General features: G+C 43.0%; 18 protein-coding genes and 1 pseudogene. 8 read left to right on the forward strand and 11 right to left on the reverse strand.

Annotated features, from left to right (window positions below):
• Positions 1-26 precede the first annotated feature (26 nt).
• From AC1TO4_RS03985 to AC1TO4_RS04000, 4 genes are all read right to left on the reverse strand, one after another.
• On the reverse strand, positions 27-1,856 hold the full coding sequence (locus AC1TO4_RS03985; protein ID WP_482104379.1) for a polysaccharide biosynthesis protein: 1,830 nt from the start codon (positions 1,854-1,856) through the stop codon (positions 27-29).
• A gap of 272 nt (positions 1,857-2,128) precedes the next feature.
• A complete protein-coding gene (locus AC1TO4_RS03990; protein WP_482104257.1) occupies positions 2,129-2,893 on the reverse strand; it encodes a tyrosine-protein phosphatase in 765 nt (254 codons plus the stop codon).
• Positions 2,894-2,995: 102 nt separating this feature from the next.
• A complete protein-coding gene (locus tag AC1TO4_RS03995) occupies positions 2,996-3,709 on the reverse strand; it encodes a CpsD/CapB family tyrosine-protein kinase (protein ID WP_482104258.1) in 714 nt (237 codons plus the stop codon).
• Between the two features lie 5 nt (positions 3,710-3,714).
• A complete protein-coding gene (locus AC1TO4_RS04000) occupies positions 3,715-4,443 on the reverse strand; it encodes a YveK family protein (protein ID WP_482104259.1) in 729 nt (242 codons plus the stop codon).
• A 139-nt stretch (positions 4,444-4,582) separates the two neighbouring features.
• Here AC1TO4_RS04000 and AC1TO4_RS04005 point away from each other — a divergent pair, with 139 nt between their 5' ends.
• Entirely contained in the window at positions 4,583-5,407 is an 825-nt protein-coding gene (locus AC1TO4_RS04005; protein WP_482104260.1) for a hypothetical protein, read from the forward strand.
• A gap of 87 nt (positions 5,408-5,494) precedes the next feature.
• Here the strand turns inward: AC1TO4_RS04005 and iscB are convergent, their stop codons facing one another.
• The 3 genes from iscB to AC1TO4_RS04020 all read right to left on the reverse strand — a co-directional run bounded on the left by iscB (position 5,495) and on the right by AC1TO4_RS04020 (position 10,566).
• Positions 5,495-6,784: an RNA-guided endonuclease IscB gene (gene iscB, locus AC1TO4_RS04010; protein ID WP_482104261.1), complete on the reverse strand. Its 1,290-nt coding sequence runs from the start codon at positions 6,782-6,784 to the stop codon at positions 5,495-5,497.
• A gap of 573 nt (positions 6,785-7,357) precedes the next feature.
• Positions 7,358-8,182: a hypothetical protein gene (locus AC1TO4_RS04015; protein WP_482104262.1), complete on the reverse strand. Its 825-nt coding sequence runs from the start codon at positions 8,180-8,182 to the stop codon at positions 7,358-7,360.
• Positions 8,183-8,646: 464 nt separating this feature from the next.
• Positions 8,647-10,566 carry an S-layer homology domain-containing protein gene (locus AC1TO4_RS04020; RefSeq protein ID WP_482104263.1) on the reverse strand — a complete coding sequence of 640 codons (1,920 nt, stop codon included), beginning with the start codon at positions 10,564-10,566 and terminating at the stop codon, positions 8,647-8,649.
• Positions 10,567-10,972: 406 nt separating this feature from the next.
• Here AC1TO4_RS04020 and AC1TO4_RS04025 point away from each other — a divergent pair, with 406 nt between their 5' ends.
• Positions 10,973-12,064: a C40 family peptidase gene (locus AC1TO4_RS04025; protein WP_482104264.1), complete on the forward strand. Its 1,092-nt coding sequence runs from the start codon at positions 10,973-10,975 to the stop codon at positions 12,062-12,064.
• 190 nt (positions 12,065-12,254) lie between these two features.
• Here AC1TO4_RS04025 and AC1TO4_RS04030 read toward each other — a convergent pair whose 3' ends face one another.
• Both AC1TO4_RS04030 and AC1TO4_RS04035 read right to left on the reverse strand, forming a co-directional pair.
• Positions 12,255-13,985 (reverse strand): phospho-sugar mutase, encoded by a 1,731-nt coding sequence (locus AC1TO4_RS04030; RefSeq protein ID WP_482104265.1) that lies wholly within the window; start codon positions 13,983-13,985, stop codon positions 12,255-12,257.
• 156 nt (positions 13,986-14,141) lie between these two features.
• Positions 14,142-15,458, reverse strand: a complete 1,317-nt coding sequence (locus AC1TO4_RS04035; protein WP_482104380.1) for a glucose-6-phosphate isomerase — start codon at positions 15,456-15,458, stop codon at positions 14,142-14,144.
• A gap of 307 nt (positions 15,459-15,765) precedes the next feature.
• On the opposite strand from AC1TO4_RS04035, the gene AC1TO4_RS04040 reads away from it, so the two are divergent.
• The 4 genes from AC1TO4_RS04040 to AC1TO4_RS04055 are packed head-to-tail and all read left to right on the forward strand — an operon-like array spanning position 15,766 to position 19,108.
• Positions 15,766-16,701, forward strand: a complete 936-nt coding sequence (locus AC1TO4_RS04040; protein WP_482104266.1) for a glycosyltransferase family 2 protein — start codon at positions 15,766-15,768, stop codon at positions 16,699-16,701.
• A 4-nt stretch (positions 16,702-16,705) separates the two neighbouring features.
• Entirely contained in the window at positions 16,706-18,439 is a 1,734-nt protein-coding gene (locus AC1TO4_RS04045) for a DUF6020 family protein (RefSeq protein WP_482104267.1), read from the forward strand.
• On the forward strand, positions 18,436-18,777 hold the full coding sequence (locus tag AC1TO4_RS04050; protein WP_482104268.1) for an EamA family transporter: 342 nt from the start codon (positions 18,436-18,438) through the stop codon (positions 18,775-18,777). Before AC1TO4_RS04045 ends, AC1TO4_RS04050 begins: the two co-directional genes overlap by 4 nt.
• A 1-nt stretch (position 18,778) precedes the next feature.
• Positions 18,779-19,108 carry an EamA family transporter gene (locus tag AC1TO4_RS04055; RefSeq protein ID WP_482104269.1) on the forward strand — a complete coding sequence of 110 codons (330 nt, stop codon included), beginning with the start codon at positions 18,779-18,781 and terminating at the stop codon, positions 19,106-19,108.
• Between the two features lie 238 nt (positions 19,109-19,346).
• Here AC1TO4_RS04055 and AC1TO4_RS04060 read toward each other — a convergent pair.
• Together AC1TO4_RS04060 and galU are read right to left on the reverse strand one after the other, a co-directional pair.
• A pseudogene (locus tag AC1TO4_RS04060) lies at positions 19,347-19,454 on the reverse strand (IS3 family transposase); the annotation flags it as partial.
• A gap of 307 nt (positions 19,455-19,761) precedes the next feature.
• Positions 19,762-20,652, reverse strand: a complete 891-nt coding sequence (galU, locus tag AC1TO4_RS04065; protein WP_482104270.1) for a UTP--glucose-1-phosphate uridylyltransferase GalU — start codon at positions 20,650-20,652, stop codon at positions 19,762-19,764.
• A 146-nt stretch (positions 20,653-20,798) separates the two neighbouring features.
• Between galU and AC1TO4_RS04070 the strand changes: the two genes are divergently transcribed.
• Together AC1TO4_RS04070 and AC1TO4_RS04075 are read left to right on the forward strand one after the other, a co-directional pair.
• A complete protein-coding gene (locus AC1TO4_RS04070; RefSeq protein WP_482104271.1) occupies positions 20,799-21,419 on the forward strand; it encodes an S-layer homology domain-containing protein in 621 nt (206 codons plus the stop codon).
• 263 nt (positions 21,420-21,682) lie between these two features.
• The gene (locus AC1TO4_RS04075) at positions 21,683-24,196 is read left to right on the forward strand and encodes a phosphodiester glycosidase family protein (protein ID WP_482104272.1); all 2,514 of its coding nucleotides are present in this window, start codon (positions 21,683-21,685) and stop codon (positions 24,194-24,196) included.
• The last annotated feature ends 14 nt before the right edge of the window (positions 24,197-24,210 follow it).

A 24,210-nucleotide genomic window follows, 5' to 3' on the forward strand; every position in this document is an offset into this window, starting at 1 on the left:
TTGCCAAGAGCCACCCGCCGTCCATTTTAAGCAGTCGTAACTTCCTTCTTAACCACGGGTATTTTACGATTAGCTAACCCAACAAGCGTTTCCTTCAGCTCTTGATTATCCATCTCAAGCACCCTACTCAAAACAAACTCCATCTCAAGCGCACTAACCGGTTCCGCCTTCCCAACAAATATCTTCGGAAAGACATGCTCACTCTGCCGTTCATTGTCATTCAACAGCTCTTCAAACAATTTCTCCCCAGGTCGAATCCCCGAGTACGCAATCCCAATCTCATCTTCACTATACCCCGACAACTTAATCAGGTTCTTCGCGAGATCCACAATCTTCACAGGCTCACCCATATCTAACACAAACACTTCTCCACCAGCTGCAAGCGTTCCCGCTTGAATAACAAGCCGCGAAGCTTCAGGTATTGTCATAAAATAACGTGTCATTTCAGGATCCGTAACCGTTACTGGACCCCCTCTGGCAATCTGCTTCTTAAACAAAGGAACAACACTGCCACGGGACCCAAGTACATTGCCAAATCGCACTGCGGCGAATTTTGTTGTGCTATCCTTCGCCAGGTTCTGCACAATCATTTCAGCAAAGCGCTTCGTCGCACCCATGATGTTGGGTGGATTGACTGCTTTGTCGGTCGATACCATAACGAAGTGTGGGACACCAAATGTATCTGCTGCCTCTGCGACATTCTTCGTACCGAAGATGTTATTCTTCACGGCTTCCATTGGGTTTGCTTCCATTAAAGGAACATGCTTATGCGCAGCTGCATGGTACATGACGTCTGGTTTGTATTCGCTGACGATATCAAAAATGCGCATGCGATCTTGCACGTCCGCAATAATTGGAATGATTTCGATATCAGTTGAAACTGTTCGACGCAGTTCCATGTCTATATTGTAAATCGAACTTTCACCATGTCCTAAAAGGAGTAAGCGACTCGGTCTAAATGCACTCACTTGCCTACAAATTTCAGAACCGATGGAACCGCCTGCACCAGTGACAAGTATTGTTTTACCAGTTAACTTGTCCGCGATGGCTTTCAAGTCGAGTTGGACTTCATCTCGGCCGAGTAAATCTTCAATCTTGACGTCTTGCATATCCGTGACGGATACCTTCCCAGTCATTAAGTCTTCAATGCGTGGAATGGTTTGTGTCTTGACACCCGTGTCGATACACACTTTCATCAAATCAGCCATTTGCTGTTTGGTCATGGAAGGAATCGCAATGACGATTTTCTCTATATCATGTGTTTCGACAAGGCTGGGAATTTGTTTCGTGCCCTCCGCTACCTTTACATTGTAAATTTCTAAGCCGTGTTTCGCTTGGTCATCGTCTACAAAAAGGACTGGTTTCATGCCTGAATCAGGGTTTTGCGACAGTTGACGCACGATCATGCTGCCGGCTTGTCCCGCACCAATGATCAGTGTTCGTTTGGCATCTAAGTCTCCATGGCGATTGAACGTATCCCGGAAAACGCGCCATGACAACCGCGATGCCCCGATGAGCAAGATGTGCAGCATCCATGTAAGGGCCAGTGCTCTCATATAGACATCTTGCATCACGGCAATTTGCACAAACGCGACGACGATGATTGTTAACGTCACTGCTTTGAATATGGACTTCAATTCCCCGATAGACGCATAAGACCATGCTTTGCGGTAGAGTCCGTAATACCACGCGAATGTATGATGTGCAATGAAGATTGCAATGACACTGATGAACAACATTTTGTTTGTGAAGATGTTGATGTATGGATGCAATATATAATAACCAATATAGATGGATGACAATACGATTAGTGAGTCAACAATGACTAGTAGACTCATTCTTTTGTTCATGGACATTGACATTGCAGTGATTTCTCCTTTCACAGTAGTTTTATATGTAACAATAGAGTAATAAAGAATCCTACCTATAACGCTTGGCGCTAGGTATTCCACCCACACTAAGCCGGACAGGAAATCACTGTCCGGCTTAGTGTTTCGTCTACCCCAGTAGCCGCCTTCGCTTCAGATTATGTAGATTTATTAGTTCGACTTATCTATTAGAGACTTCATGACTGTTACTATATACTTATTAGTTTACCATTTCTATCGCAACTAATGATATCATCTTATCAACTAATATGCCACCACTTTTTTACAGGGAATTCTTCAGGTTCCAGTAAAAATAAAGGCTTGTTTTGTAAAATACGTTCATTGTTTTCTAGCAAGATGTCTGCAATGTTATGTAGCTTCTTTTTATCCATATAGTCAAGCCCGCAATTGTATAGTAATGGCCTCGTTTTCAAATTGTGGACGTCTGATCCGTAAGTGTGGATTAAGTTTGCCTCCAATAATTGGATAGACAATTTTTGCACATTCTTTCCAAAATGCCCAGCAACACTTCCTGCTGTGATTTGAGCTAAAGCCCCGTGTCTAACCAACCGCTCAAGCCGTTCGGGTTTTTCCGCGATCGCTCGATTGCGTTCAGGGTGCGCAATAATCGGGATGTAGCCTTCACACAGCAGGGCCTGAATCATATTCACGGTATATGCAGGTACCGTTTGTGACGGAAGTTCAAGTAGCAGATAGCGCGAGTTCGCGAGTGTTAGCGCTTCTTTAGTTGCTAGTTTTTCTAAGAGGTCATCGCATAGTCGAACTTCTTGACCTTTATGAAGGGTAACAGCTATTTTAGCCGCCCGAAGTGTGTCTTGTAGCAAACCAATCTGACTTTCAATTTCAGCGCGCGATACGTGGAAGTGCGGACTGAATGCATGCGGCGTGGCAATCATGTCCGTAATCCCTTCTGTTGCTGCCATTTCCACAATTCTTAATGTATCTTCTATCGTCTCCGCGCCGTCATCGACGCCGAATAGAAGATGGCTATGCATATCGATCATAAAATCTCTCCTTTTATTAAGTAGCATAAGTGACAGGTATCCATAAGCAATACCCCGTTCCCGAAGTTTCTACTCAAAAAGGAAAAAGAGCAAAAAGATTAATTAATCTTTTTGCTCTCCATTTCCGTAATATTGGTAATAATAGTGGTCTTTTTCCAAAACAAAATTATTCAGCACAGTACCAATGATATTGGCATTCGATGACACCAATGCCTCTTTAGCTTTGACAGCACTTGCTTTCTCAGTTTCCCCCGAATTGAGCACAAGGATTGTACCGTCGCATTTGTTTGCGAGTATCTGTGCATCGGCAACAGATAGAAGCGGAGGCGCGTCGAAAATGATGATGTCATAGCTGTTAGCGTATTCTTCAATCAGCGCATCCATCGTATTGGAGCCTAGCAATTCCGCAGGGTTCGGAGGTATCGGACCGCATGTGACCAGGTCTAGCCCTTCGATTTCCGTATGGACCAGGACATCTTGCAGGTCCCACTTCCTAGTTAATAAGTTGGATAATCCAGTCGAATTTATCGTGTGGAATGTGTAATGCATTGTGGGTTTGCGCATATCCGTATCAATGAGTAGGATTTTTTTCCCCTCCTGCGCAAAGACGATGGCTATGTTTGCAGCGCACGTCGACTTGCCCTCCCCAGGAGAGGCCGATGTGATCAGCAGTGTTTTTATATCCTTATCCGGCATTGAGAAGTTGATGTTGGTCCGGACCGTGCGAAATTGTTCCGAAACGATTGACCTCGGATTCACACTGGTCACAAGTTTACGCGCAACCGCTTGTACGGACTTTTTTTTCTTGTTGAACATGACGGTCACCTCTTCTTCCTTCTACTTTTTAAGGCACCTTTATCGCCTGGTACATCTTTTTCCGAAATTACGCTTACAAGGCCGAGTATCGGCAAGCCTAGCAAATCTTCTACATCTTGCTCCGTCTTCACTGATGTATCCAAGTATTCGAGCAGGAATGCAATCCCTACACCTAGCATCAGACCAATCACTGCGGCAATTGCCATGTTGAGTAGTGGATCTGGTTTAATGGGTGATGGGTTTTCCGCAAGGACTGCCGGCGATAGGATGTTAACGTTATCGACATTCATCAACTTTTGGATTTCGACTTGGAACACTTCAGCGGTCGTGTTGGCAATATCCACCGCAACATAGGCTTCAGGATCTTGGACGCTGATGTTCAGTACTTGTGAGTTTTGCTCACTGTTCACTGAAATTTTAGCAGCGAGTCCAGCAGGCGTTGTATCAAGGCCTAGATTGTCAATCACTTTCGACAGGATTGCTGGCGTTTTAATGATGACGTTGTATGTACTGATGAGTTGTAGATCCGTTTGAATGTCCTGGGTGCTGAATTGTTGTGTTTCTTTTTTCTCTTGATTGACCAGGATTTGTGTTGTTGCTTGGTAGATCGGCGTCAAATAGAGGTAACTGACAACTCCGGCAATGGTTACAGCAACAATGATTGCGCTGATGATCAACACAAGCCGTTTCTTCAGTGTTTTGACTAATTCTTGTAAACTGATTGTTTCTTCCATGAATTATAGTTTCCCCTTTACGTTTACATTGTAGAACTTTGCCCTAGTATATCATAAAGGGATTTATTTTTGTAACAATTATCCACAATCTTTATGGGATATTATAGCTATTCTAAAACGTAAGTAAAGAGGTGCAGGTATGAAGAGTCAATCCATTTTAGTAATTGTTCTTTCCGTCATTTGTGTGGGACTCCTTTGGTTCAGCGCTTCGACTCGGCAAGAAAAAGTCCGAAGTGCAGGGGCGCGTAGTGGTCAGGGGACTGAAGATTCACAGAAAGCGCTTGAAAGTGATGGGGTATCGGCTAAAAAGACGTCACCCGTACAGAAGTTGAGTGTAGAGGACATACGGGAGATTGGCGCGACACTTGATGAAGGAACGCTTGAGGTGATTGTTTCCCGCGCAGAAGCCGGTGAATCTGTCCAGATGCTGATTGTTGGTTCCGATGCGATTGCGGGTGCAGCGGATCGGTTTGCGAGTGTGCTTGGAGAGGTGTATGGCGATTTAATTGGCCTTGATGTGTCGACGTTTACTATGACGTCCGAACAATTTGTCGCGGAGGTACTTGAGAGCGGGGAAATTGATTGGGATTCGGGTTATGACATTGTCCTGTACGAGCCATTCACGTTGCACAATAACGGTATCGTCGTCATTGAAGATGAACAGCAGCATCTACTTGACGTGCAGGCGCTCGCGGAGAGTCATGTAGCGGATGTCTCTTTCCTTGTGACACCGCCCCAACCAATTTACCAGGCGGGTTATTATTTGACGCAAATTGCGGCGCTTGAGAAGTTCACAGCGGTGCGCGGGATTCCTTATTTAGATCATTGGGCTAATTGGCCGGATACGGGGTCGGATGACTTGTTGACGTTTGTTGATGATGCGCAGATTCCTACTGAGATTGGGGTTGCGGCTTGGTCGGATGCGTTAATTGCGTATTTTGTGGGTGGAGAATCCGCGGAATAAGTTGAAACCTAAAAATGCGAGAAAAAAAGCAGGAGCCCGCTGAGAAGCGGCTCTTGCTTGTTTCAATTTAAAGACCGATTGCTTTGTTCAATAGACTGTCTCTTCGTTATGGATGATTTGATAGCGCCAATTGCCTTGGTGACTTCGCCTTATCAGTCCCGAAAGCGGTTGCTGTTTGTACTTTTTTTCTGGAATAACGATGTACTCGCCACTGATTGACTTGACGTAACAGGCGTTTTTTCCTGTGAAGCCACTGATGTAGCCGGTGGTTCCGCAAGGTGTTTGCACTAGGTCATTCAGAAAAAAACCTCCGGATGCCTTGGTATTCTTCGCGTTGCGCTTACTATCGGTGTTCGGCAGCTTCCGTCCTTTACGTGCAGTCGCTTCATGCAGGCTTCGCTTTTTTTTACGGAACTGCTTGATCTGGAAGGATGTTTTGGTGGCTTTCCTGATCGTTGGAATCCCTGTTATTGCGATGGCATCGTTTACAAGTGACTTTTCTAACCCAATCTTTTTACGATGTGGCGTCGTTTCGCTGCCATACGAAATTACCGCATCCGGATATTGTCGAAAAAGGCGGTTTCGCAAACTATTTGTAAAAGGGGATTCTTTGTAAACACGCAGTTTTTTTTCACCTTGCATCCATTTCCAAAGAATCTTGCCGGGTCGATGATTTTCATTCGTGTGACAATCGGTGCAAACGGCGATTAGGTTATTTGCAGAATTGCTGCCACCTTCATTTTTATAGTGTATATGATGGGTGTTTAATATTTTGTTATTCTGTTGACATACTTGACATGTAAAGTTGTCACGTGCGAGTACGAAATAATGAACTTCGTAATATCCAGCACGATGATTCAATTGCTGGTTAACGCCCTCAGCGCTTGGAGTTATGATCTTCTGCAAATCGAACTTGCCAATTTCGAAATGCATCGTCGGGTTCGGCAGCAAAATGCGGAAACGATGAATCCAACGAAATATATTATCTGCTCGGCTTGCCAAACTCGGTGGCAACCACCCCTTCGGCTTCTTTCGATTCAGGAAGCGGGCTTTCCGGTATCTGGTTTTTCGCTGTCTGCGAAAGCGCCGGTATATTTTACGTGTTTCGAGCAGTCTTTTCACATCGGTCCGTAACTCGACTTCACCTTTTATAAGTACTTGGTCAACGGATGTAACCGCAATGCCGATATGTTTGGTTCCAAGTTTCGTACCGATTGTAACTGGCTGTTTGTAGCCGCTGGACCCAAACAATAACTGGATTCTAAACGGCTGATAACTGATGATCTTCGCTTTTTCTTCTTTCAGTAACATTCTTGCTTTCCTCGGCTGGCAAGGCATGAGTGCTTCCCCGTGCCGATTTAGTACGAATACGAGCATGACGTATTCCCTCCTTTTTTGGAGTTTGTAACCCTTTGCCAATGTTGGTAAGGCTTCCGACATTAAATGTCGCCAATTTCGGTTGACCGCTCCGACCCAACAGAGCTTTTACAGTGCCGACACAGTGCAAGGAACTAGGGTATTATTCCAGGGTGTGATTACCGAACCAACGTAGTCTATCAAAGACTAAGGCTAGACAACTTGGACTCTCTCAAGCCCCCATTTCAACAATTGTTTACGTTTAAGTGGTGGGTAGTTGACTATGATTAAAACGTGTTTACCACTTCTATCTTCCTATTTAATACAGTTTTATTATACCATTTATATAGGGATGTTTCCCTGAATTTCCAATACTTTAGGGATTATTGATTTATTGTTGACTGTTCAGTGGTTGGATACTTTGATAATTAATGGTTATGCTGTCTGCTTTTATCGGCAAACAGAAAGAAATCCCCTTACAGCTGTGTTCCTTGTCATTTTACGTACGCTCATCTTGTTGAAACAGCCGAAACCGAAAAAATCGAGAAAAAAAGCAAGAGCCCGCTGAGTAAAGCGACTCTTGCCTTTTCCATTTTATAAGCCAGTTACTTTGTTCAATAGACTGCTTCTTCGTGCCTTTTTCGCCGCGTTGTAATCATCGACTAAGTTTTGGGCGTAGGATTTATCGTAACCGTTTGTTACTAAATCTTTCTCCACTGCTTTGATGACGCCATTGAATACTGCATCGGTATTTGCTTCAAGTCCCTCTGCAGCACCTGCGTATTTATTGTAAAAATAACCGTAGCTGATTTTTTCCCCGTTTGCTTTCTTCGCACTGTACTCATTCTTCGCACGACCCACCAATGTATTCAGCTTGGCATCGGCTTGTGATTGGAGGTTTTCTAGGGTTGGGACGTATTTTTGTTTGACGGAACTGACTGATGTTTTTATATTGGTGTTGCTGCCCCCTGTTGTTGCGGTAGGGACTTTTTTGCCGGGTGTGGTTCCTTCGGCTTTGTTGGTGTCTGTGTTGGTGTCTGTGTTGGTTCCTTCGGTGGTATTGCTGCCTGTGGAGGTTCCTTCTACTTTGGTGGTGTCTGTAGCGGATCCTGCTGTTTTACTGCCTTCTGTAGTGCTTCCTTCAGCTTTTCTGTCTTCCATCGCGGTTCCGTCAGACGACGTCCCCTCGTTGCCAGGCGCTTCAGCGTTCCCCTTGGATTCCACTAGTTCTCCATTTCCGTCCAATGTAATCGTCGTTCCGTCCGGTAATTCAAGCGTATACGGATCTTCGATGATTTTCGTCACTTCTTCATCCGCAACATCGTACTCTTTGAATTTAAAGAAATAAAGCAGTGTCCCCGCGGTGGCCAAGATGACAATTAGTAGGATTGATAAGATAATCTTCAATTTCTTATTCATAAGCTACCCCTTTCATTCTGTTCATAATTACTAGTTTACCAGAAAGGCAGAATGAGGAGTACCCATATGTGCACTATTCGACATTTTGGGATAGTTCTGGGTGGTGGGGTTGTCTTGCGTTTTGTTTTTTTGCGGGCGTTTGTCTTCATTCGGCGGGGCGTGCAGACAGTGGTGCCGGGTCAGAGTTCTGAGTGATTTTTGTGATTGGGTAAGGGGTGGTTGGAGGTTTGTTAGTCGCATCGCGGGATTGAGCGGTTTCTCACGATATATGAGCGGTACGACGTAAGCTTCGGGCGCACACTCTCGATATATGGGCGGTCTCCCACGCGATACGGGTGGGTGCAGGAGTGGAATCGGACACTACTCTGATAAATAATTTCTGGATTTAAAAAACAGCTCCATTCGGCTTCTTAATCCGAATGGAGCTGTTTCTGTTTCTATTATTATCGTTAACTTGTAGTCAATTAGTTAATGAATTTTACAGAAGCTAAGAAAGAGTAAAGAATTTTTGCTGTTTGTGCACGGTCTGCATCCGCAGTTGGACGGAATGTACCATCAGAAAATCCGCTTAGGATACCCGCTTGATAGATACGTTCAACGTGTGGACGGGAAGAAGCGCCAATCTTCGCGTAGTCTTTGAATGAAGAAATTTTCTTATTCGTATCAAATGTTATTTTCTCATCTCCGACATATTTAATTGCACGGCTAATCATGATTGCAGCTTGATCGCGTGTAATTTCTTCGAATGGGCGGAATGTACCATCTCCGAAGCCTGATACGATTCCAGCTTCAACAACCGCTGCGATTTCGTTATTTTTATTGAATGATTGTTTATTAGATACGTCTTTGAAAATATTCTTGTCTGTATTAGTAGAAACAATTCCCAAACCGCGGGAAAGAATTACCGCAAATTCACCGCGTGTAATCGTTGTAGTAGGTTCAAATTTTGCATCTGTTTTACCGTATACGACCATCCGGGAAGCCAATTTTTCAATATATTGTTCCGCCCAATTTGCACCTTTGTCCACATCTATAAACGTTTTAGAATACTCCACCAACGTATAATCGGTGTTTCCAGAATGATAGAGGTCTGCTGATTCCTTGTTGTCTACAACATATGTCGGAATCGCTGTCACTGTACCATTAGCATTTACAGTTACGCCAACAGTTGTCTGTAAATCAAGAGGGTTTGTCCCAGGTATTGTACGTTTGACCGGTGTAGGGTATACGTTAACTGCAACATTTTTGCCGTTTGGAGCTACAAACTTCACATCAAAGTCCACTGTTTCGGAAAGCACTTTGAAAGTTGATTTGATTTTTGCTGGAACGTCTACTGTTTTCGCTGTAATAACCAACTTCAAATCAGAAGCCGCAGCCCCCAATTGTTCAGCAGCAGCATTTGCATCGATTGCTTTTACCGGCAATCCATATGAAACATCTCCATAATTTACATGAATGACTGCTTTTGCATTTATTGTTTCTAGAGCTTTCAACACACTAACAGGAATACTGATTTCCGTAGCGTTTGAAGGTATGTTAATAACTAATTTCTCTAGTTTCGGTGCTTTATTGATTAAATCAATTACAGATTGTGGAGAATTTTCAATTGTGTTCTTATCAGTGATTATTTCTTTATCACCTTTGACTGGTGGATTTGGAGTTACCTCGCCACCAGGAACATATTTTTTAGTTAAAGCTATAAATGCCGCTTTTTCTTCAGCAGTAATTCCTGTACTAGATACAATTTTCTGTAATAGCGGCTTAACTTGAGCCACATTCACATTTTGGGCAATAGCTAGAGCAACTGGTCTTTGCACATTATTGTCTAATGTTTCAATCATAACTTTTTCAAACACATCAAAGTATGTAGAATTTTGTTGTGATGTATTCAATTTATCGAAAACATTTGATTCAACATAAACTAAAAATCCAATAAGTTGAGCTTTAGTTATATCGCTACCGAAAGCTGCCTTGATATCCTCATTGGTAATACTTGCATTGAATTTAATAAATGCTTGTTCCATGTTATAACCGGTTGACGATGTTGCCAATAGGACTACTAATTCTCCCACTACTTTTTCAACGGCTACTTTTTGGGCTCCTGTAATATCTTTTTTAGCGATTGCCGCTAAATCTGACTTCCAAGAACCTCCTGAAACTTGGTCATTTACTTTTTTGTAAGCAGAATGTAATTGACCCTTTTGTGTTGCGTTTAATTGATCATATGCAGCATTTAATTTCGAGATTAGTGTGTCTACCTCTTCATTTCCGGTCGCTGCACTCGCCTTGTCGACATTCAAGCCAATTGCAATTACAGGTGTTAATGCCACCGCTCCTGCCATAACAGCTTTCAATAGTTTAGTATTGTGCTTTTTCTTGATCAACTTTTCACCCCATCTTGTTATTTTTTCACTTACTTTGTATAATAGTACAAATATTAACAACTGACAAATTATTTGCAGATTAAGAGGTTCTTTATCATTGCAAAGGGTTATTTATCAATTAGAAGATATCCATCTATGACCACATCCTATGTAAAGATACCATAATTTAAATCTATTAAGCAATTAAACTGAAAGTATTTTGAGAGGGAGAGTCTAGTAGGTTGGATAACTTAACCAGTCGATTGGATACTTCGGATCTTTATTTGGCGAGCCACCTAGCCGTTAGATATATTGCCTATTGCCTAATTCTTTCTTCCTGGCTAGAATAGAGTCTAACTCGCATTCTATGCATCTACTGAGAAAACTATTAAAAAAAGCACAAAATGAAGGAGAGAATTGAGAATATATGAAGAAAATTGTTTTTTCTGCATTCGCCTCAGGCTCGTTGGCACTTTTCGTTGGTGCTGTAGATTCAGAAGCAAGTTCGTATACCGTGCAACCTGGTGATAATCTTTGGAAAATCGCTTCAACAAACACAGTTTCTTTGGCGGATCTTAAACAATGGAATAATTTAACGTCGGATGTGATTTACCCTAATCAGACATTGAAGCTTGTGGCTTCGGCAGTAAATGCACCGGCTAAGATTAGTCAAAGCGAACCTGTATCACAAACAGCTACATCTACAAGCACATACTTGGTGACGTCTGGTGATACGTTATCTCAAATTGCTAACCAACATAAAACCACCGTAAGCGCTATCCAACAACTGAATGGGCTTGTCGGTGATATTATCTATACTGGACAAGTGTTGAAGGTAACTGGCAAAGTCCAAGCGGTTAAAAAATCAGATCCAGTTGCTTCAACGCCGCCTCCATCGGAGATATCTGCTTCCCCTAGTGCGGTTTCGACAGATGGAACAATCCGCATTACAGCTGGTGAAACTTTATCGAGTATCGCATACCGCCAAGGGATTTCTGTTACACAACTTATGAACTGGAATAATTTGACGTCCAGTCTCATCCGTGTTGGACAAGTATTGAAGGTTGAAAATTCAATTGTTGCGACTGTTCCGAATACGAAAGCCGTATCGGCATCCGTCGTAGCTCCGCCTGTTTCAGCTACTCCAAGTACAGTCGGAACGATTGTTTCAACGGCTAACTCATTCCTCGGTACCCCTTATATATGGGGTGGAACTACTGCTCGTGGGTTCGACTGCAGCGGTTATATTTACCATGTATATAATGCGGCAGGTGTTAGCGTACCGCGGACAAATACAACAGGGTTTGATGCACGTTCCTATGAAGTTAGCAATCCGCAAGCCGGTGATCTAGTATTTTTCAAAGATACATACCGCTCAGGGATCTCCCATGTAGGTATCTATATCGGCGACAATAAATTTATCCATGCCGGTGGCGACCGTGTCCAGATTTCAAGCGTGAACGATAGCTATTGGGGTAAACACTTTGACAGTTATAAACGGTTTTACTCTATGAATTAAGATACTAAGGTCTGCTACCATGAATATTGCAGTGAAAAACGAAAAATCAGCCAATCTGGAACCGGCTGATTTTTCGTTTGTGTATTTATCCAGTTTATCTAAAAATCTAAAATTCATAAAAAATTATGGAGTCACTACGATACTAGTAGGAATGGACAGTTTATTACCTGCGTCATCTTTAACATTCAACTTATACAATTGAATCCACAACTGACATAACCTCAATTTCTAATCTTTCAAGTGCTTGTGTTGCCTCTAGCCAGGAATCCTTTCTCACGCCAAAGTAGAATTTACATTTCGGCTCAGTCCCAGATGGGCGTATACAAATCCACGAACCGTCTTCCAAATGGAATTTAACGACATCCGCGACGGGTAAATCGATTGCGGATTGATGTCCTTCTGCTGTTTTTACGGTACGGGATTGATAGTCTTCTACTGAAGATACAGAGATGCCACCAACGACTTTAGGTGGGGTGTTTCTGAAGTTTGCCATGATGCGTCTGATTCTCTCACTTCCGTCTTTTCCAGAAGCTGTCAGTGATTTCAATGACTCACGGTAATGACCGACTTGTTCATATAATGCCAACAATGCTTCATACAAAGATGAGCCCTGCGCCTTATAATAAGCCGCCGCCTCTGCCGTTATAAGGGCAGCTTGAACAGCGTCTTTGTCTCTGACGAAATCGCCAATGAGATAACCGTAACTCTCTTCGTAACCGAAAAGGAATGTGTGTTCACCTGTTTTCGAAAATGTCTCGATTTTTTCCGAGATGTACTTAAAGCCTGTTAACGTGTCGATTGTGGGTATGTCGAATTCCGCCGCGACTGCCCGGCCCATTTCAGATGTCACAATTGTTTTCATGACGACGCCATTTGCAGGTAGGTTACCCTGTGCTTTTTTCTTCATGAGAATGAAATGAAGGAGCACTGCGCCTAACTGGTTGCCACTTAACAGTTCATAATCCCCTGCAGCGGTAAGTACCGCCACGCCTAATCGATCCGCATCGGGATCTGTCGCCATAAGTAGGTCTGCATTCACTTTCTTCCCCACTTCAATTGCTAGCTCGAATGCTTCTTTCTCTTCAGGGTTCGGGTACAGAACCGTTGAAAAATCAGGATCTGGTAGTTCTTGCTCTGGCACGATATGGACATTTTCAAACCCAAACGCCTGCAATCCTTGCCGGACAGGGATGTTACCCGTTCCGTGGAGAGCTGAATAGACAATCGTTAACGCATCGCGAGATAGGTCAGCCGAGCGCAATGTCAGTAGTTGTTCTTGGTAGGCTGCATCAACTTCTTCAAGTACATAGGTTAATAGACCACTCGCAACAAGCGTTTCCTCGGTATCTACGTCGATCGTGAGGATATCATCGATTGTCTTCATATAGGTAAGAATTTCGGTTGCCGCTTCCGGTGGCAGTTGTCCACCATCTTCGCCATATACTTTGAAACCGTTATATTCTTTTGGATTATGGCTCGCCGTTATGACTATGCCCGCAAACGCATTAAAATGCCGAATTGCAAACGATAACTCAGGCGTTGGTCGACTCTCTTTGAACAAGTAGATATGTATGCCGTACTTCCCTAACGTCTTGGCAACTTCCATTGCAAATTCGAATGAATAATGCCGTGTATCATAGGCGATTGCGACACCACGACGCATTGCATCCATCCCGTTTTCCTTGATCAGTAGCGCAAGTCCTTCTGCAGCATGCCGAATCGTAAAGATGTTCATTCTGTTTGTCCCCGCGCCCAGCAAGCCCCGCATCCCGCCAGTACCAAATTCCAAATAGCGATAAAACCGGTCCTCGATTTCACCGCTGTCGAATTTGATTGTTTGTAATTCTGCGCGTAGCTCTTCGGGGATTAATCCCGAGCCAAACCATTTCTTATATTCCGCAGTCGTCGTATCCATCTTCATTCCTCCCATTTCCTACACTACGTTTAGTATACCCAACTAGGCGCTTGAAGAACAAAAGCAAAAGCGCTTGTTCAATTCCTCCCTGCTGGCGTTTAGACGATAAAAAAACTCCCGAACTGTTTCTCGGGAGAAGTAATCGTACAATTGACTTAAACCTTATAAATAGCCAGGTTTTTCAAGTAACTCAAACATTTTATTTTTGTATGCTTCGACTCCGGGTTGATCGAACGGATTAACGCCTGACAAATAGGCACTCATTGCACAGGCTTTCATAAAGAAGTAAATCAGATATCCAAGATTGAATTCATCAAGCTTCGCTAATTCAATCTTGATAACAGGCACACCGCCTTCCGCGTGTGCAAGTGCGGTACCTTCTTTCGACAGTGCATTAATTTCATTCAATGATTTGGCCGCTAGATAGTTCAATTCATCCCGGTCATCCCCTTCAAAGGGAATCGCTTGATCATTTCCTACATCATGGAAATGGAGCAATGTCTCAAACAGGAACCGTCTGCCGTCTTGTATATATTGGCCGATCGCGTGTAAATCTGTTGAATAGGATACGGCTGATGGAAAGATCCCTTGCCTTCCTTTCCCTTCACTTTCTCCAAAAAGTTGCTTCCACCATTCATGGAAATACTTCAACGAAGGTTCGAACGATGCGAGCAGTTCAATATCATATCCCTTCGAATGAAGCAACTGACGGATTGCCGCATAACGATAGGCACTATTCGTTTCAACATCTTCATCCTGTAACTCAAGTGCTGCGTAACGCGCACCTTCCAATAATGCTCGAACATCGTGGCCCGATGCAGCAAGTGGCAGCAAGCCGACGGGGGTCAAAACGGAATATCTGCCGCCTATATCATCTTCGATAATGAATGTACGGTACCCTTTCTCATCGGCAAGTTCTTTTAATGTCCCGTGCTTCTTGTCTGTCGTAACAATAATTCGGCGCGATGCCTCGTCTGCGTAGCGCTCCTCCATGTAATTACGCAAGATACGAAAAGCAATCGCCGGTTCAGTTGTCGTCCCCGATTTAGAAATGACATTTATATATACATCATTTTTATCTAGATAGCGCATGAGTCCGTTCAAATATGCCCCGCTCATGTTTTGCCCAGCAAAAACGACTTCCGTTCCATTATCCATATTGAAATACGGGTCTAGTGCATCTTTGACAGCTTTGGCGCCTAGGAAAGAGCCTCCAACACCGATGACCACAAGAACCGTGGCATTTTCCCGAATCTCTTTCGCAGTTTCTTCGATAGTAGTGAGAAGTGTCTCATGATTTCGAAGTGGAAAGTCGAGCCAACCGAGGAATTCCGAACCTCGCCCTATTTTATTGTGCATCCGACTATGGATTTGCCTTACTTCTTCGCGGTACACATCAAGTTCGTCCTTCTTTGCAAAGTTGTCGAGCAATGTGGTATTTAGGGACAGGGTAGTGTTCTTCTTCGACGTACGTAGCAGAGCTGTTTCCTCCCAGAAATTCAGTTATTTTATTATGCCCAGTCAATATAGCAAACATGCAGTGTATTATACGCTGTTCGTTAATAGAGGGCAATATTTATCCTCCGATATTCATGTCGGTTTACACTGTTCTAATTGTACCAAAAGCTAGAAACGTGGTAATATCAATGTTGTATGAAAAAATACTTGTATAGTAAGTTGTGTTAGATAGTTGGTAGGTTAACCACTTCGACTCGTTCGAGGACAAGCCACACCTTCATTACTTATCAAACACTCAATCTTTACAGTTGCAAAGAGGAGTATTCAAATGGAAATCGCTATTTTAGTACCGTGTTATAACGAAGAACAAACGATTGGTACAGTCATTGATGACTTCAAAAGGGAATTACCTGACGCAACAATTTATGTCTATGATAACAACTCTTCCGACCGGACATCAGAAGTTGCACGCGCACATGGTGCTATCGTTCGTTTCGAGCCCCGTCAAGGGAAAGGGAACGTTGTACGCTCGATGTTCCGGGAAATTGAAGCGGATATATATGTAATGGTGGACGGAGATGACACGTATCCAGCAGAGTTTGTCCATACAATCATGGAACCCATTCGTACGGGTCAAGCAAATCTTGTCATCGGCGATCGTCTATCGAACGGGACTTACTTCAACGAAAACAAACGTAAATTCCATGGAATCGGAAACCAAGTCGTCAAAGGACTTATCAACAAACTTTACAAAAGTAATTTAACAGACATTATGACTGGTTATCGTGCATTCGACCGATTGTTCGTCAAATCGATGCCTATCACAAGCCCAGGGTTTGAAATTGAGACGGAAATGTCTATCCACGCACTTGATAATAAATTTCTTATCAAAGAAGTCGCCATCGATTACCGGGATCGTCCGGAAGGCAGCGAGTCGAAATTGAATACAATTACGGACGGTATCAAGGTACTTCGCATGATTTTCACGCTTTTCAAAGACTACAAACCAATGCTGTTCTTTACGTCATGGTCTATCCTTTTCCTACTACTCGGTCTTGGGGCCGGTGCACCGGTCATCATTGAGTTTTTCCAAACGAACTTCATTACAAAAGTTCCATCCGCAATTTTAGCAGTCGGTTTTGTCCTTCTTGCGATGCTGTCTTTCTCTTGCGCACTCATTCTAGATACAGTCGCGGGCACACACCGGAAACGATATGAACTGGAGTTGAACAGGATAAGAGAACGCACTTCAGGAGGTCGTTGAACCAATGAAATCAATAAGTTTACGGATCGCCGGATTACTGGGAATTAGTCTTTTTCTCAGTTTTTCGGTTTTGTTCTTTTTCACACCTATACGAAATGTACCCGTTTATATCATTTTACTTTTAGCGATTCCCTTGGGATTTTTAGTACATTATGCAATTGGATTCATTGGAATTGCAAAAGAGATGACCCGAGCAAAAAAAGTGAGTTTATGGATCTTCGGTATTTTGTATCCGTTGCTGCTTACAGTGAGCATTCGAGGCGAACAAGCCTTTTTAATGGATAATCACATAATCCTCATTCTCGGAGTTTGGTTTGGTGTCTTTTCTTCCATTCTAATCGGGACAATGGCGATCATACGCTTCTTCCTGTCCATCAATCTCGACAAAGAAGAGAAATCGGTACCCATATGGAAAATCGCACTCTATGCATTGCCATTTTTAGTTGTGTCGCTCTTCTTCCTCATAGCGTTCTATCCGGGTACGATGACACCGGATTCGCTTGCCCAATGGGGACAGGCGAAATCGAAGCAATATACGGATTGGCATCCGGTTGTGCACTCGTGGCTCATCGGTCTCTTATTGAAAATCCGAGATACACCCGCTGTTATTGCATTGTTCCAGATTTTCATGTTCAGTTTCACAACTGGACTTTTAGGCTACGTCTTAGAACGCGCGCGTATTCCGAAGGCCTTTATCTGGTTAGGTCTAATCATTTTTGCACTTAGCCCAATCCATGCCATCACTTCAATTACCATTTGGAAAGACGTTTCGTTTAGTGTGGTGTTGTTCCTTTTCACTATTCTCATCTTCCTAATTGTGAAAACGGCGGGTAAAGTACTAAGCAGTTGGCCTTTCGTCATTTTATTTGTCCTAGCAAGTCTAGGGGTTATTTTTTTCCGGCATAACGGCTTCCCTGTTTTCGTCGTTACGATGGTATTCGTCCTAATTATGTACAGAACGCATTGGAAAAGAGTTCTCCCTATTACCGTCATACTCATTTTGACACACCAAATCGTGACAGGCCCAATCTATACAGCACTGAAAGTCCACCCTTCAGATCCGCAAGAAATGCTGAGTATTCCTACACAACAAATTGCAACAATTGTTACGGAAGAAGGGGATATGACGGAAGAACAGACGGAATATATCAATCGATTGTTCCCAATCCCGCTTTGGACTGAAAAATTCAATCCCTATAGCGTAGATCCCATCAAATTCTCATGGGGCGATTACGATCGATTCGTCATTTATGATGATCCCAAATTGTATGCAAAAATGTGGGGTGGATTAGTCACTCAGAACCCCTATCTCGCAGCAAAAGGATTGTTCAAACAGACTTCCCTTGTTTGGCAAATCAATGAACCCGCTGACGGCTATACGAGTCGGTATGTGACAAATATCTATTTGAATAATGAATATGGATTAGTAAATACTGTGCTGAATGCGCAAGTAACAAATACGGCTTTGACCTATATGAAGACGACTGACAAGGCGAAAGATATTATTTGGCGCCCCGCATTTTATACGTTACTTGCGCTGCTCTTCACGTATATCAGTTATTTGCGAAATAATTGGCGTTCATGGCTGATTCTATTGCCTGTTGCACTCAATACGGGTGCCGTCTTTGTTGGAATCCCCGCACAGGATTTCAGGTACTTACTATCGAACTCCTTTGTCATGTACGCACTGCTGTTCTTTAGCTTCATCAAATTCGATGAGATAGGTAAAGTGAAATGACAGAGCCTCGAAAGAAAACGTCATCCATCGGTATTGCTCTTATGTTGACCGCTGCACTCAGCACCGCACTCGGTCAACTCTTCTGGAAAATGGCCGATGGACTGTTTGACTGGCATTTATGGCTTGGTTTCTTCCTTTATGGTTGTGGCGCGGTGTTCATGACAATCGCTTTTCGATTTGGCCGATTGTCTGTCTTGCATCCGCTGCTCACTGTCGGCTATGTATTCGCGATTATTTTTGGTTCTTTTTTTCTTGGAGAAGAGATTACGCGAAATATCTTGATTGGGACAACGTCTATTTTGATCGGTGTTCTGCTAATCGGGGGTGATCGCAATTAGTATGTTATTTGTGACATTGCTCATTACAATGACCTGGTGCGGTGCACTGGGCGGCTATTTCTTGAAAAAGGCTTCTGCACAAGATTTCAAAGAAAATCGACCCGCTTTGATAAAATGGCTATTTATCGGTTTGGTAAGTTACGGAACTGGCGCGATTCTTAATATCATTGCACTCCGTTTCTTGCCCTACACGGTCGTCTTTCCACTTACGTCCATTACGTATATATGGACGATGTGTTTGTCGGCATGGCTTTTAAAAGAACCTATATCCGCACGAAAAATCGCTGGTGTGGCCTTCATTTTGACTGGAACCGTGTTTTTAGTTATTTAAAAAAACCTTATACAAGTTGAACCGAAGAATTTAACCAACCGCTGATTTCCGTTCCGAGCGGACGCTTTCCGCGGGCACGGCCTCAGCCAATCGAACAGCGAAGGGTTCGATTTGCCGTATTTCTGCGTTCTTTGCAGAAATTAAGGCATCCTTCCCTCGTGCTCCCAACGCTAGCGCTGGAGTCGCCGCTCTCCACTTCAATCAGCTGAAGTGAGTAAGAATCATACATTCAACATATTTAGGTAACTTGAAGAAGGTGATGTCTGTATTGTGCAGACGTCATCTTCTTTAAATTCCACTGACCTCGATAATGATTGTAATAAGTCATATAACTCTTTATCTCTCGTTTTTCATATGGATGTTTCTTCAGTATTCTTTGTTCTTGATCAGTAAATAATATCTTTGACATAAGTTCTGCTGTTGGACTTATGTTTTCCTTGTAATCTCCAGCGAAGGCGCCTTACTGGGGTAGCCGAAGCAATAAGACTGACAGTGGTCTTCTGTCTGGCTTATTGCGGGAGGCATCCCCAAGCGCCAAGCGTTGTTGGTGGGATTCTTTATGTCAACATATAATCGTTGTTATTTCCATTATAAATAAAAGTACCCCATAAGAGAGACTTTTTTAAAGTGTCTATCTTATAGGGTACATTTTATTAAAATTCCGAAGGTGTGTTTTTGTTAGCGTCTACAAGTTTCTCCATAATAGCGAGAAGATCATCACGTAAATCAGCACGTTCGAGCGCAAACTCCAATGTCGTTTCTATAAAACCTAGCTTTTCCCCAACATCGTAACGTCTACCCTCAAACTGATAACCGTATACATCTTGAATGGAATTCAACTTTTCAATCGCATCTGTCAGTTGAATTTCTCCACCCTTTCCAATGTTTTTCTCTCCAAGAAACGAAAAAATTTCAGGCGTGAGGACATAGCGACCGACAATCGCAAAATTGGATGGCGCTTCCTCTTGAGTCGGTTTCTCGACGAAGTTTTTCACTTTCATCAAATTCGAATCCGTTGACACAGGATCGATTACGCCATAACGATGAATCTGATCCAGTGGCACTTCTTGAACACCAATAATACTCGTGCCGGTTTCCTCATACTTGTCCATCAATTGCTTAAGCGCGGGTACTTCACTACTAATGATATCATCGCCAAGCAGGACACCGAACGGTTCGTCACCGATAAAGTTCCTCGCACACCAAATGGCATGACCCAATCCAAGTGGTTCTTTTTGACGAATATAATGGATATCTACATTTGAAGAGGCATTCACTTTTTCAAGAAGTTCATATTTCTCTTTTTGAATCAAATTCTCTTCCAATTCAAATGCGTGGTCGAAATGGTCTTCGATTGAGCGCTTTCCTTTTCCAGTAACAATAATAATATCCTCGATACCTGCTGCAATTGCTTCATCTACAATGTATTGAATCGTTGGCTTATCAACGATTGGCAGCATTTCTTTTGGCATCGCTTTCGTAGCCGGCAAAAACCGTGTCCCTAATCCTGCCGCAGGTATGATAACTTTTTTAACTTTTTTCATAGTGACCTCCAATTAAAGCTGTGTATTCCTCCATTATAACATATTTACAATTTACAGCTTTATTTAGCCTTTACATATAGGCAAAAATCCTTTTGCTATGATACTAGTAAACGTGTAAACTGAGAAATCAGAAGGAGGCTTTCATTTTGAAAAAAACTATATCTCTACTACTTTCTATTCTCTTATTGTCTTTCGTCATTCAAGGGCCGACAACGTCCGCTGCCTTTAGTGACGTTGGTGACCGTTACAAAACTGAGGTCGATTACATCGTCGCAAATAACTATGCCCAAGGTATATCACCTACCCAGTTTGGGACACAAGAATCCATCAAAAGAATTGACGCAGCAGTCATGGTTGCGCGCGCTATGGGGTTCAATGAAAATTCAAAATCCCCATCCGCTGGTTTTACGGATGTTCCTACTAACCGTTTATGGGCTGTCAATGCACTCGCTGCAAAAGGTGTCGTTAGCGGGAAGTCCCCTGGTAAATACGGTTCCAACGATACGATGACACGGTCTGAAATGGCCAAGGTGATCGCTTCTGCATATGAACTGAAGGCAAGTCAAGATCGTATTCCATTCACAGATGTAAGCCCAAGATTCCTATCATCTGTTGCGGCACTGGTGGAAAATAACATAACGCAAGGTAAGTCGGCCACAAAATTTGGCGGATCCGATCATATAAAGCGCGGTGAATTCGCGATATTCATATATAAAGCTGACGGTCTATCAAATATCGAGCCACCTGAGGTTGTAGATGTTTCTTAAAATGCTTTAGATGTAGGTTATTGTTATTGTATTCTTTAAAAAATATGTTAAAATGAAGTAGTAGGAACAATCCTGTTTTATTTAATATAGTTTACCCGTTTGAAGCCGAAAAAGAACCAAAGAGACACTTCTGTCTCTTTGGTTCTTTTTTTTGTTATCCCCTACCAATAGACTCGCCACCCTTCGGTATGCCCAATTTGCCTATGGTAGATTCTAGTATATTTTCGTATACTAGAGTCATTGAAATCCAAAGGAGTTTTTAAATGTTCAAGAAAATCATTTTCCCGTTTACTGTTGTGTTAATGTTCCTTTTTCAAGTCAGTGTACTTGACGTTTCTGCCGCTAATGTTTCACCCGGTGTCTATCATACAAAGGAATCTATAACCACCGGTGGCTATAAACAGACCGTCAACCAGCTATCTATCAATCTTAATCAGCCCTACACTACGATTGACGTTGGTGTCTCAAATCCAATAAACAAGCTCGCCTATGTTAGAAATCTAGCAAAACTACATACTCAAAACCAGAACCATGTAGTTGGCGCGATCAATGCTTCGTTCTTCCATTTTACGAATAAGTTTCCAAGCTATTTGTTGGTGAAAGATGGCATTATACAACATCTTGGGTCTGTATCCACAAATTATAACGACTTCATGCATACGCCGGCTGCATTCGGAATGACTTCCGACAACACAGCGAAAATTGGTACGTATGATTTGTCAGTCCAAGTTGAACATGCAGGTAAAACAGCTCGGTTAACTTCTCTAAACAGGGAACGAAATGTAGATGAAAGCATCCTGTTCACATCGAGTTGGCCATATGAACGGACAAGAACGAACGCTACAGGATTAGAAGTTGTTGTCGAAACCGCAACTTCTGTCGAACAAAATATTGCACTAGGTGAAAAAGTTACCGGTAAAGTCATTGGGATTCGCCAGAATGGACAAGCGACAAGCGCTACTATTCCGGCAAACGGACGTGGTTTCGTGCTCTCCGCACACGGAAAAGAAGTCGATAAAATTCGTAATATGAAAATTGGCGACAGCGTTTCCGTTGCATACGACGTAGATTCCAGCTGGAAAGATTCGAAATTCATGTTGGCTTCGGGCCCGCTTCTCGTCCAAAATGGTAAAGTCGCTATGACGATTGACCCTAACAGCGGACGCGCAAAAGAACGTACTGCACGCACAGCTGTAGCTACAGATGCTACCGGCAAACGCGCATTTTTTGTCACAGCAGACTCAGGTCTTAAAGGCGTCAGTACTGGCATGACGCTACAAGAATTTGCGAACCACCTCGTTAAGGTAGGCGCTTATAACGCCATCAATTTAGACGGTGGCGGATCGACAACAATGGTGACACGGAAATACGGCGATGTCTATCCTACTCTTGCAAACCGTCCAACTAGCGGCAGCGAGCGTTCAGTGAACGCCATACTTGAGGCAGTGAGTACAGCACCTTACAGTAACCCGCACTTTATCAAAGCAAGTCAAGCACAACAAGGCCCGGTAATGGTCGGTGCTGCCGCTGACTTTGCAGTAGATTCTGTTTTAGACCAATATTACAACGTTCTTCCCATTGATCAGAAAAAATTGAAACTGATGTCTGTAACCAATGGCATCGGAAAAATTAAAAACAATCAATTAATTGGTATGAAAGCCGGTTCGGGAGCAGTCGTTGCTTCATACGGGGATGCATCCGTAACAATCCCCGTTACTGTAACAGATTCAATCGATGATCTACTAATCACTCCTTCCGACATTCGTACAGGTACGGGTGAAAGAATGACTGTAAACGTCCAGGGCGTTCTAAAAGGCAACAAAGTGGCCCTTAATCCGGATGCAGTTACATTCTCTGTCTCCTCAAATATAGGTACAATCGAAGGTAACTTATTCATCGCAAATAACAACGAAGCGACAGGTACAATGACAGTAACATTCGGCAAGGTCAGCAAAACCGTACCTGTAACCGTTTCGGACAAACCCCTCTACCTGGGCTCGTTCGAATCAGTCAGCGGACTACAGGCAACGACAGCGCGCGCGACAGCATCACTTGCGCTTGAGAATAAGATCCAAGCACATGATCAAAACGCTTCCGTACGGCTAAATTATGATTTTACAGGATATAAAGAAGGAACTTCAGCCGCTTACATGACATGGACAAACGGTTTACAACTGGCCTCACAGCCGAAAAAACTCGGTGTTTGGGTATACGGTGACGGCAACAACCATTGGCTCCGCGGTTCCCTGAAGGATACTACCGGAAAAGAAATCGTTGTAGACTTCACGAAAGAAAATGGTTTGAACTGGACAGGTTGGAAATACGTCGAAGCGGCTATTCCTCAAACTGCCGCTGCACCACTCACGTTGAACAAGATTTATGTGGCCGAACAATCATCAGCGAATAAAGACAAAGGGTTCTTGCTGTTCGATAAACTTCAAGTACTCTATACTGATAAATCTTACGTAGAGCAAGCTTTTGTTCCCTCCCCGTCTGCACGGGAAGTGGCAACGAATAAAAAGTTCACTGTCACATTTTCACAAGCTATGAAAAAAGATTTTTTCACAAATAAGTATATCTATGTAGAAGATCGTAACGGTGTTCGTCAACCTGTTACAGTTTCAGCAAATGCGGATTCACGCAAAGTTGATATTTCCGCTCCACAGGGTGGTTATACATCAGGCAGTAACTACCGACTGGTTGTTACGCATTTTGCCCAAAATTCTAAAGGTACTTCGATGGTAAAAGATAATGTAACAGAATTTAAAGCAAAATAAAAAAAGGATCATGG

This window comes from Sporosarcina sp. Y838 (assembly GCF_056786515.1).

Bases quoted from the DNA above. Each gene is read 5' to 3' on its own strand.
- AC1TO4_RS03985 (WP_482104379.1), bottom strand. From the start codon at position 1,856: ATGTCCATGAACAAAAGAATGAGTCTACTAGTCATTGTTGACTCACTA.
- AC1TO4_RS03990 (WP_482104257.1), bottom strand. From the start codon at position 2,893: ATGATCGATATGCATAGCCATCTTCTATTCGGCGTCGATGACGGCGCG.
- AC1TO4_RS03995 (WP_482104258.1), bottom strand. From the start codon at position 3,709: ATGTTCAACAAGAAAAAAAAGTCCGTACAAGCGGTTGCGCGTAAACTT.
- AC1TO4_RS04000 (WP_482104259.1), bottom strand. From the start codon at position 4,443: ATGGAAGAAACAATCAGTTTACAAGAATTAGTCAAAACACTGAAGAAA.
- AC1TO4_RS04005 (WP_482104260.1), top strand. From the start codon at position 4,583: ATGAAGAGTCAATCCATTTTAGTAATTGTTCTTTCCGTCATTTGTGTG.
- iscB (WP_482104261.1), bottom strand. From the start codon at position 6,784: ATGCTCGTATTCGTACTAAATCGGCACGGGGAAGCACTCATGCCTTGC.
- AC1TO4_RS04015 (WP_482104262.1), bottom strand. From the start codon at position 8,182: ATGAATAAGAAATTGAAGATTATCTTATCAATCCTACTAATTGTCATC.
- AC1TO4_RS04025 (WP_482104264.1), top strand. From the start codon at position 10,973: ATGAAGAAAATTGTTTTTTCTGCATTCGCCTCAGGCTCGTTGGCACTT.
- AC1TO4_RS04030 (WP_482104265.1), bottom strand. From the start codon at position 13,985: ATGAAGATGGATACGACGACTGCGGAATATAAGAAATGGTTTGGCTCG.
- AC1TO4_RS04040 (WP_482104266.1), top strand. From the start codon at position 15,766: ATGGAAATCGCTATTTTAGTACCGTGTTATAACGAAGAACAAACGATT.
- AC1TO4_RS04045 (WP_482104267.1), top strand. From the start codon at position 16,706: ATGAAATCAATAAGTTTACGGATCGCCGGATTACTGGGAATTAGTCTT.
- AC1TO4_RS04050 (WP_482104268.1), top strand. From the start codon at position 18,436: ATGACAGAGCCTCGAAAGAAAACGTCATCCATCGGTATTGCTCTTATG.
- AC1TO4_RS04055 (WP_482104269.1), top strand. From the start codon at position 18,779: ATGTTATTTGTGACATTGCTCATTACAATGACCTGGTGCGGTGCACTG.
- galU (WP_482104270.1), bottom strand. From the start codon at position 20,652: ATGAAAAAAGTTAAAAAAGTTATCATACCTGCGGCAGGATTAGGGACA.
- AC1TO4_RS04075 (WP_482104272.1), top strand. From the start codon at position 21,683: ATGTTCAAGAAAATCATTTTCCCGTTTACTGTTGTGTTAATGTTCCTT.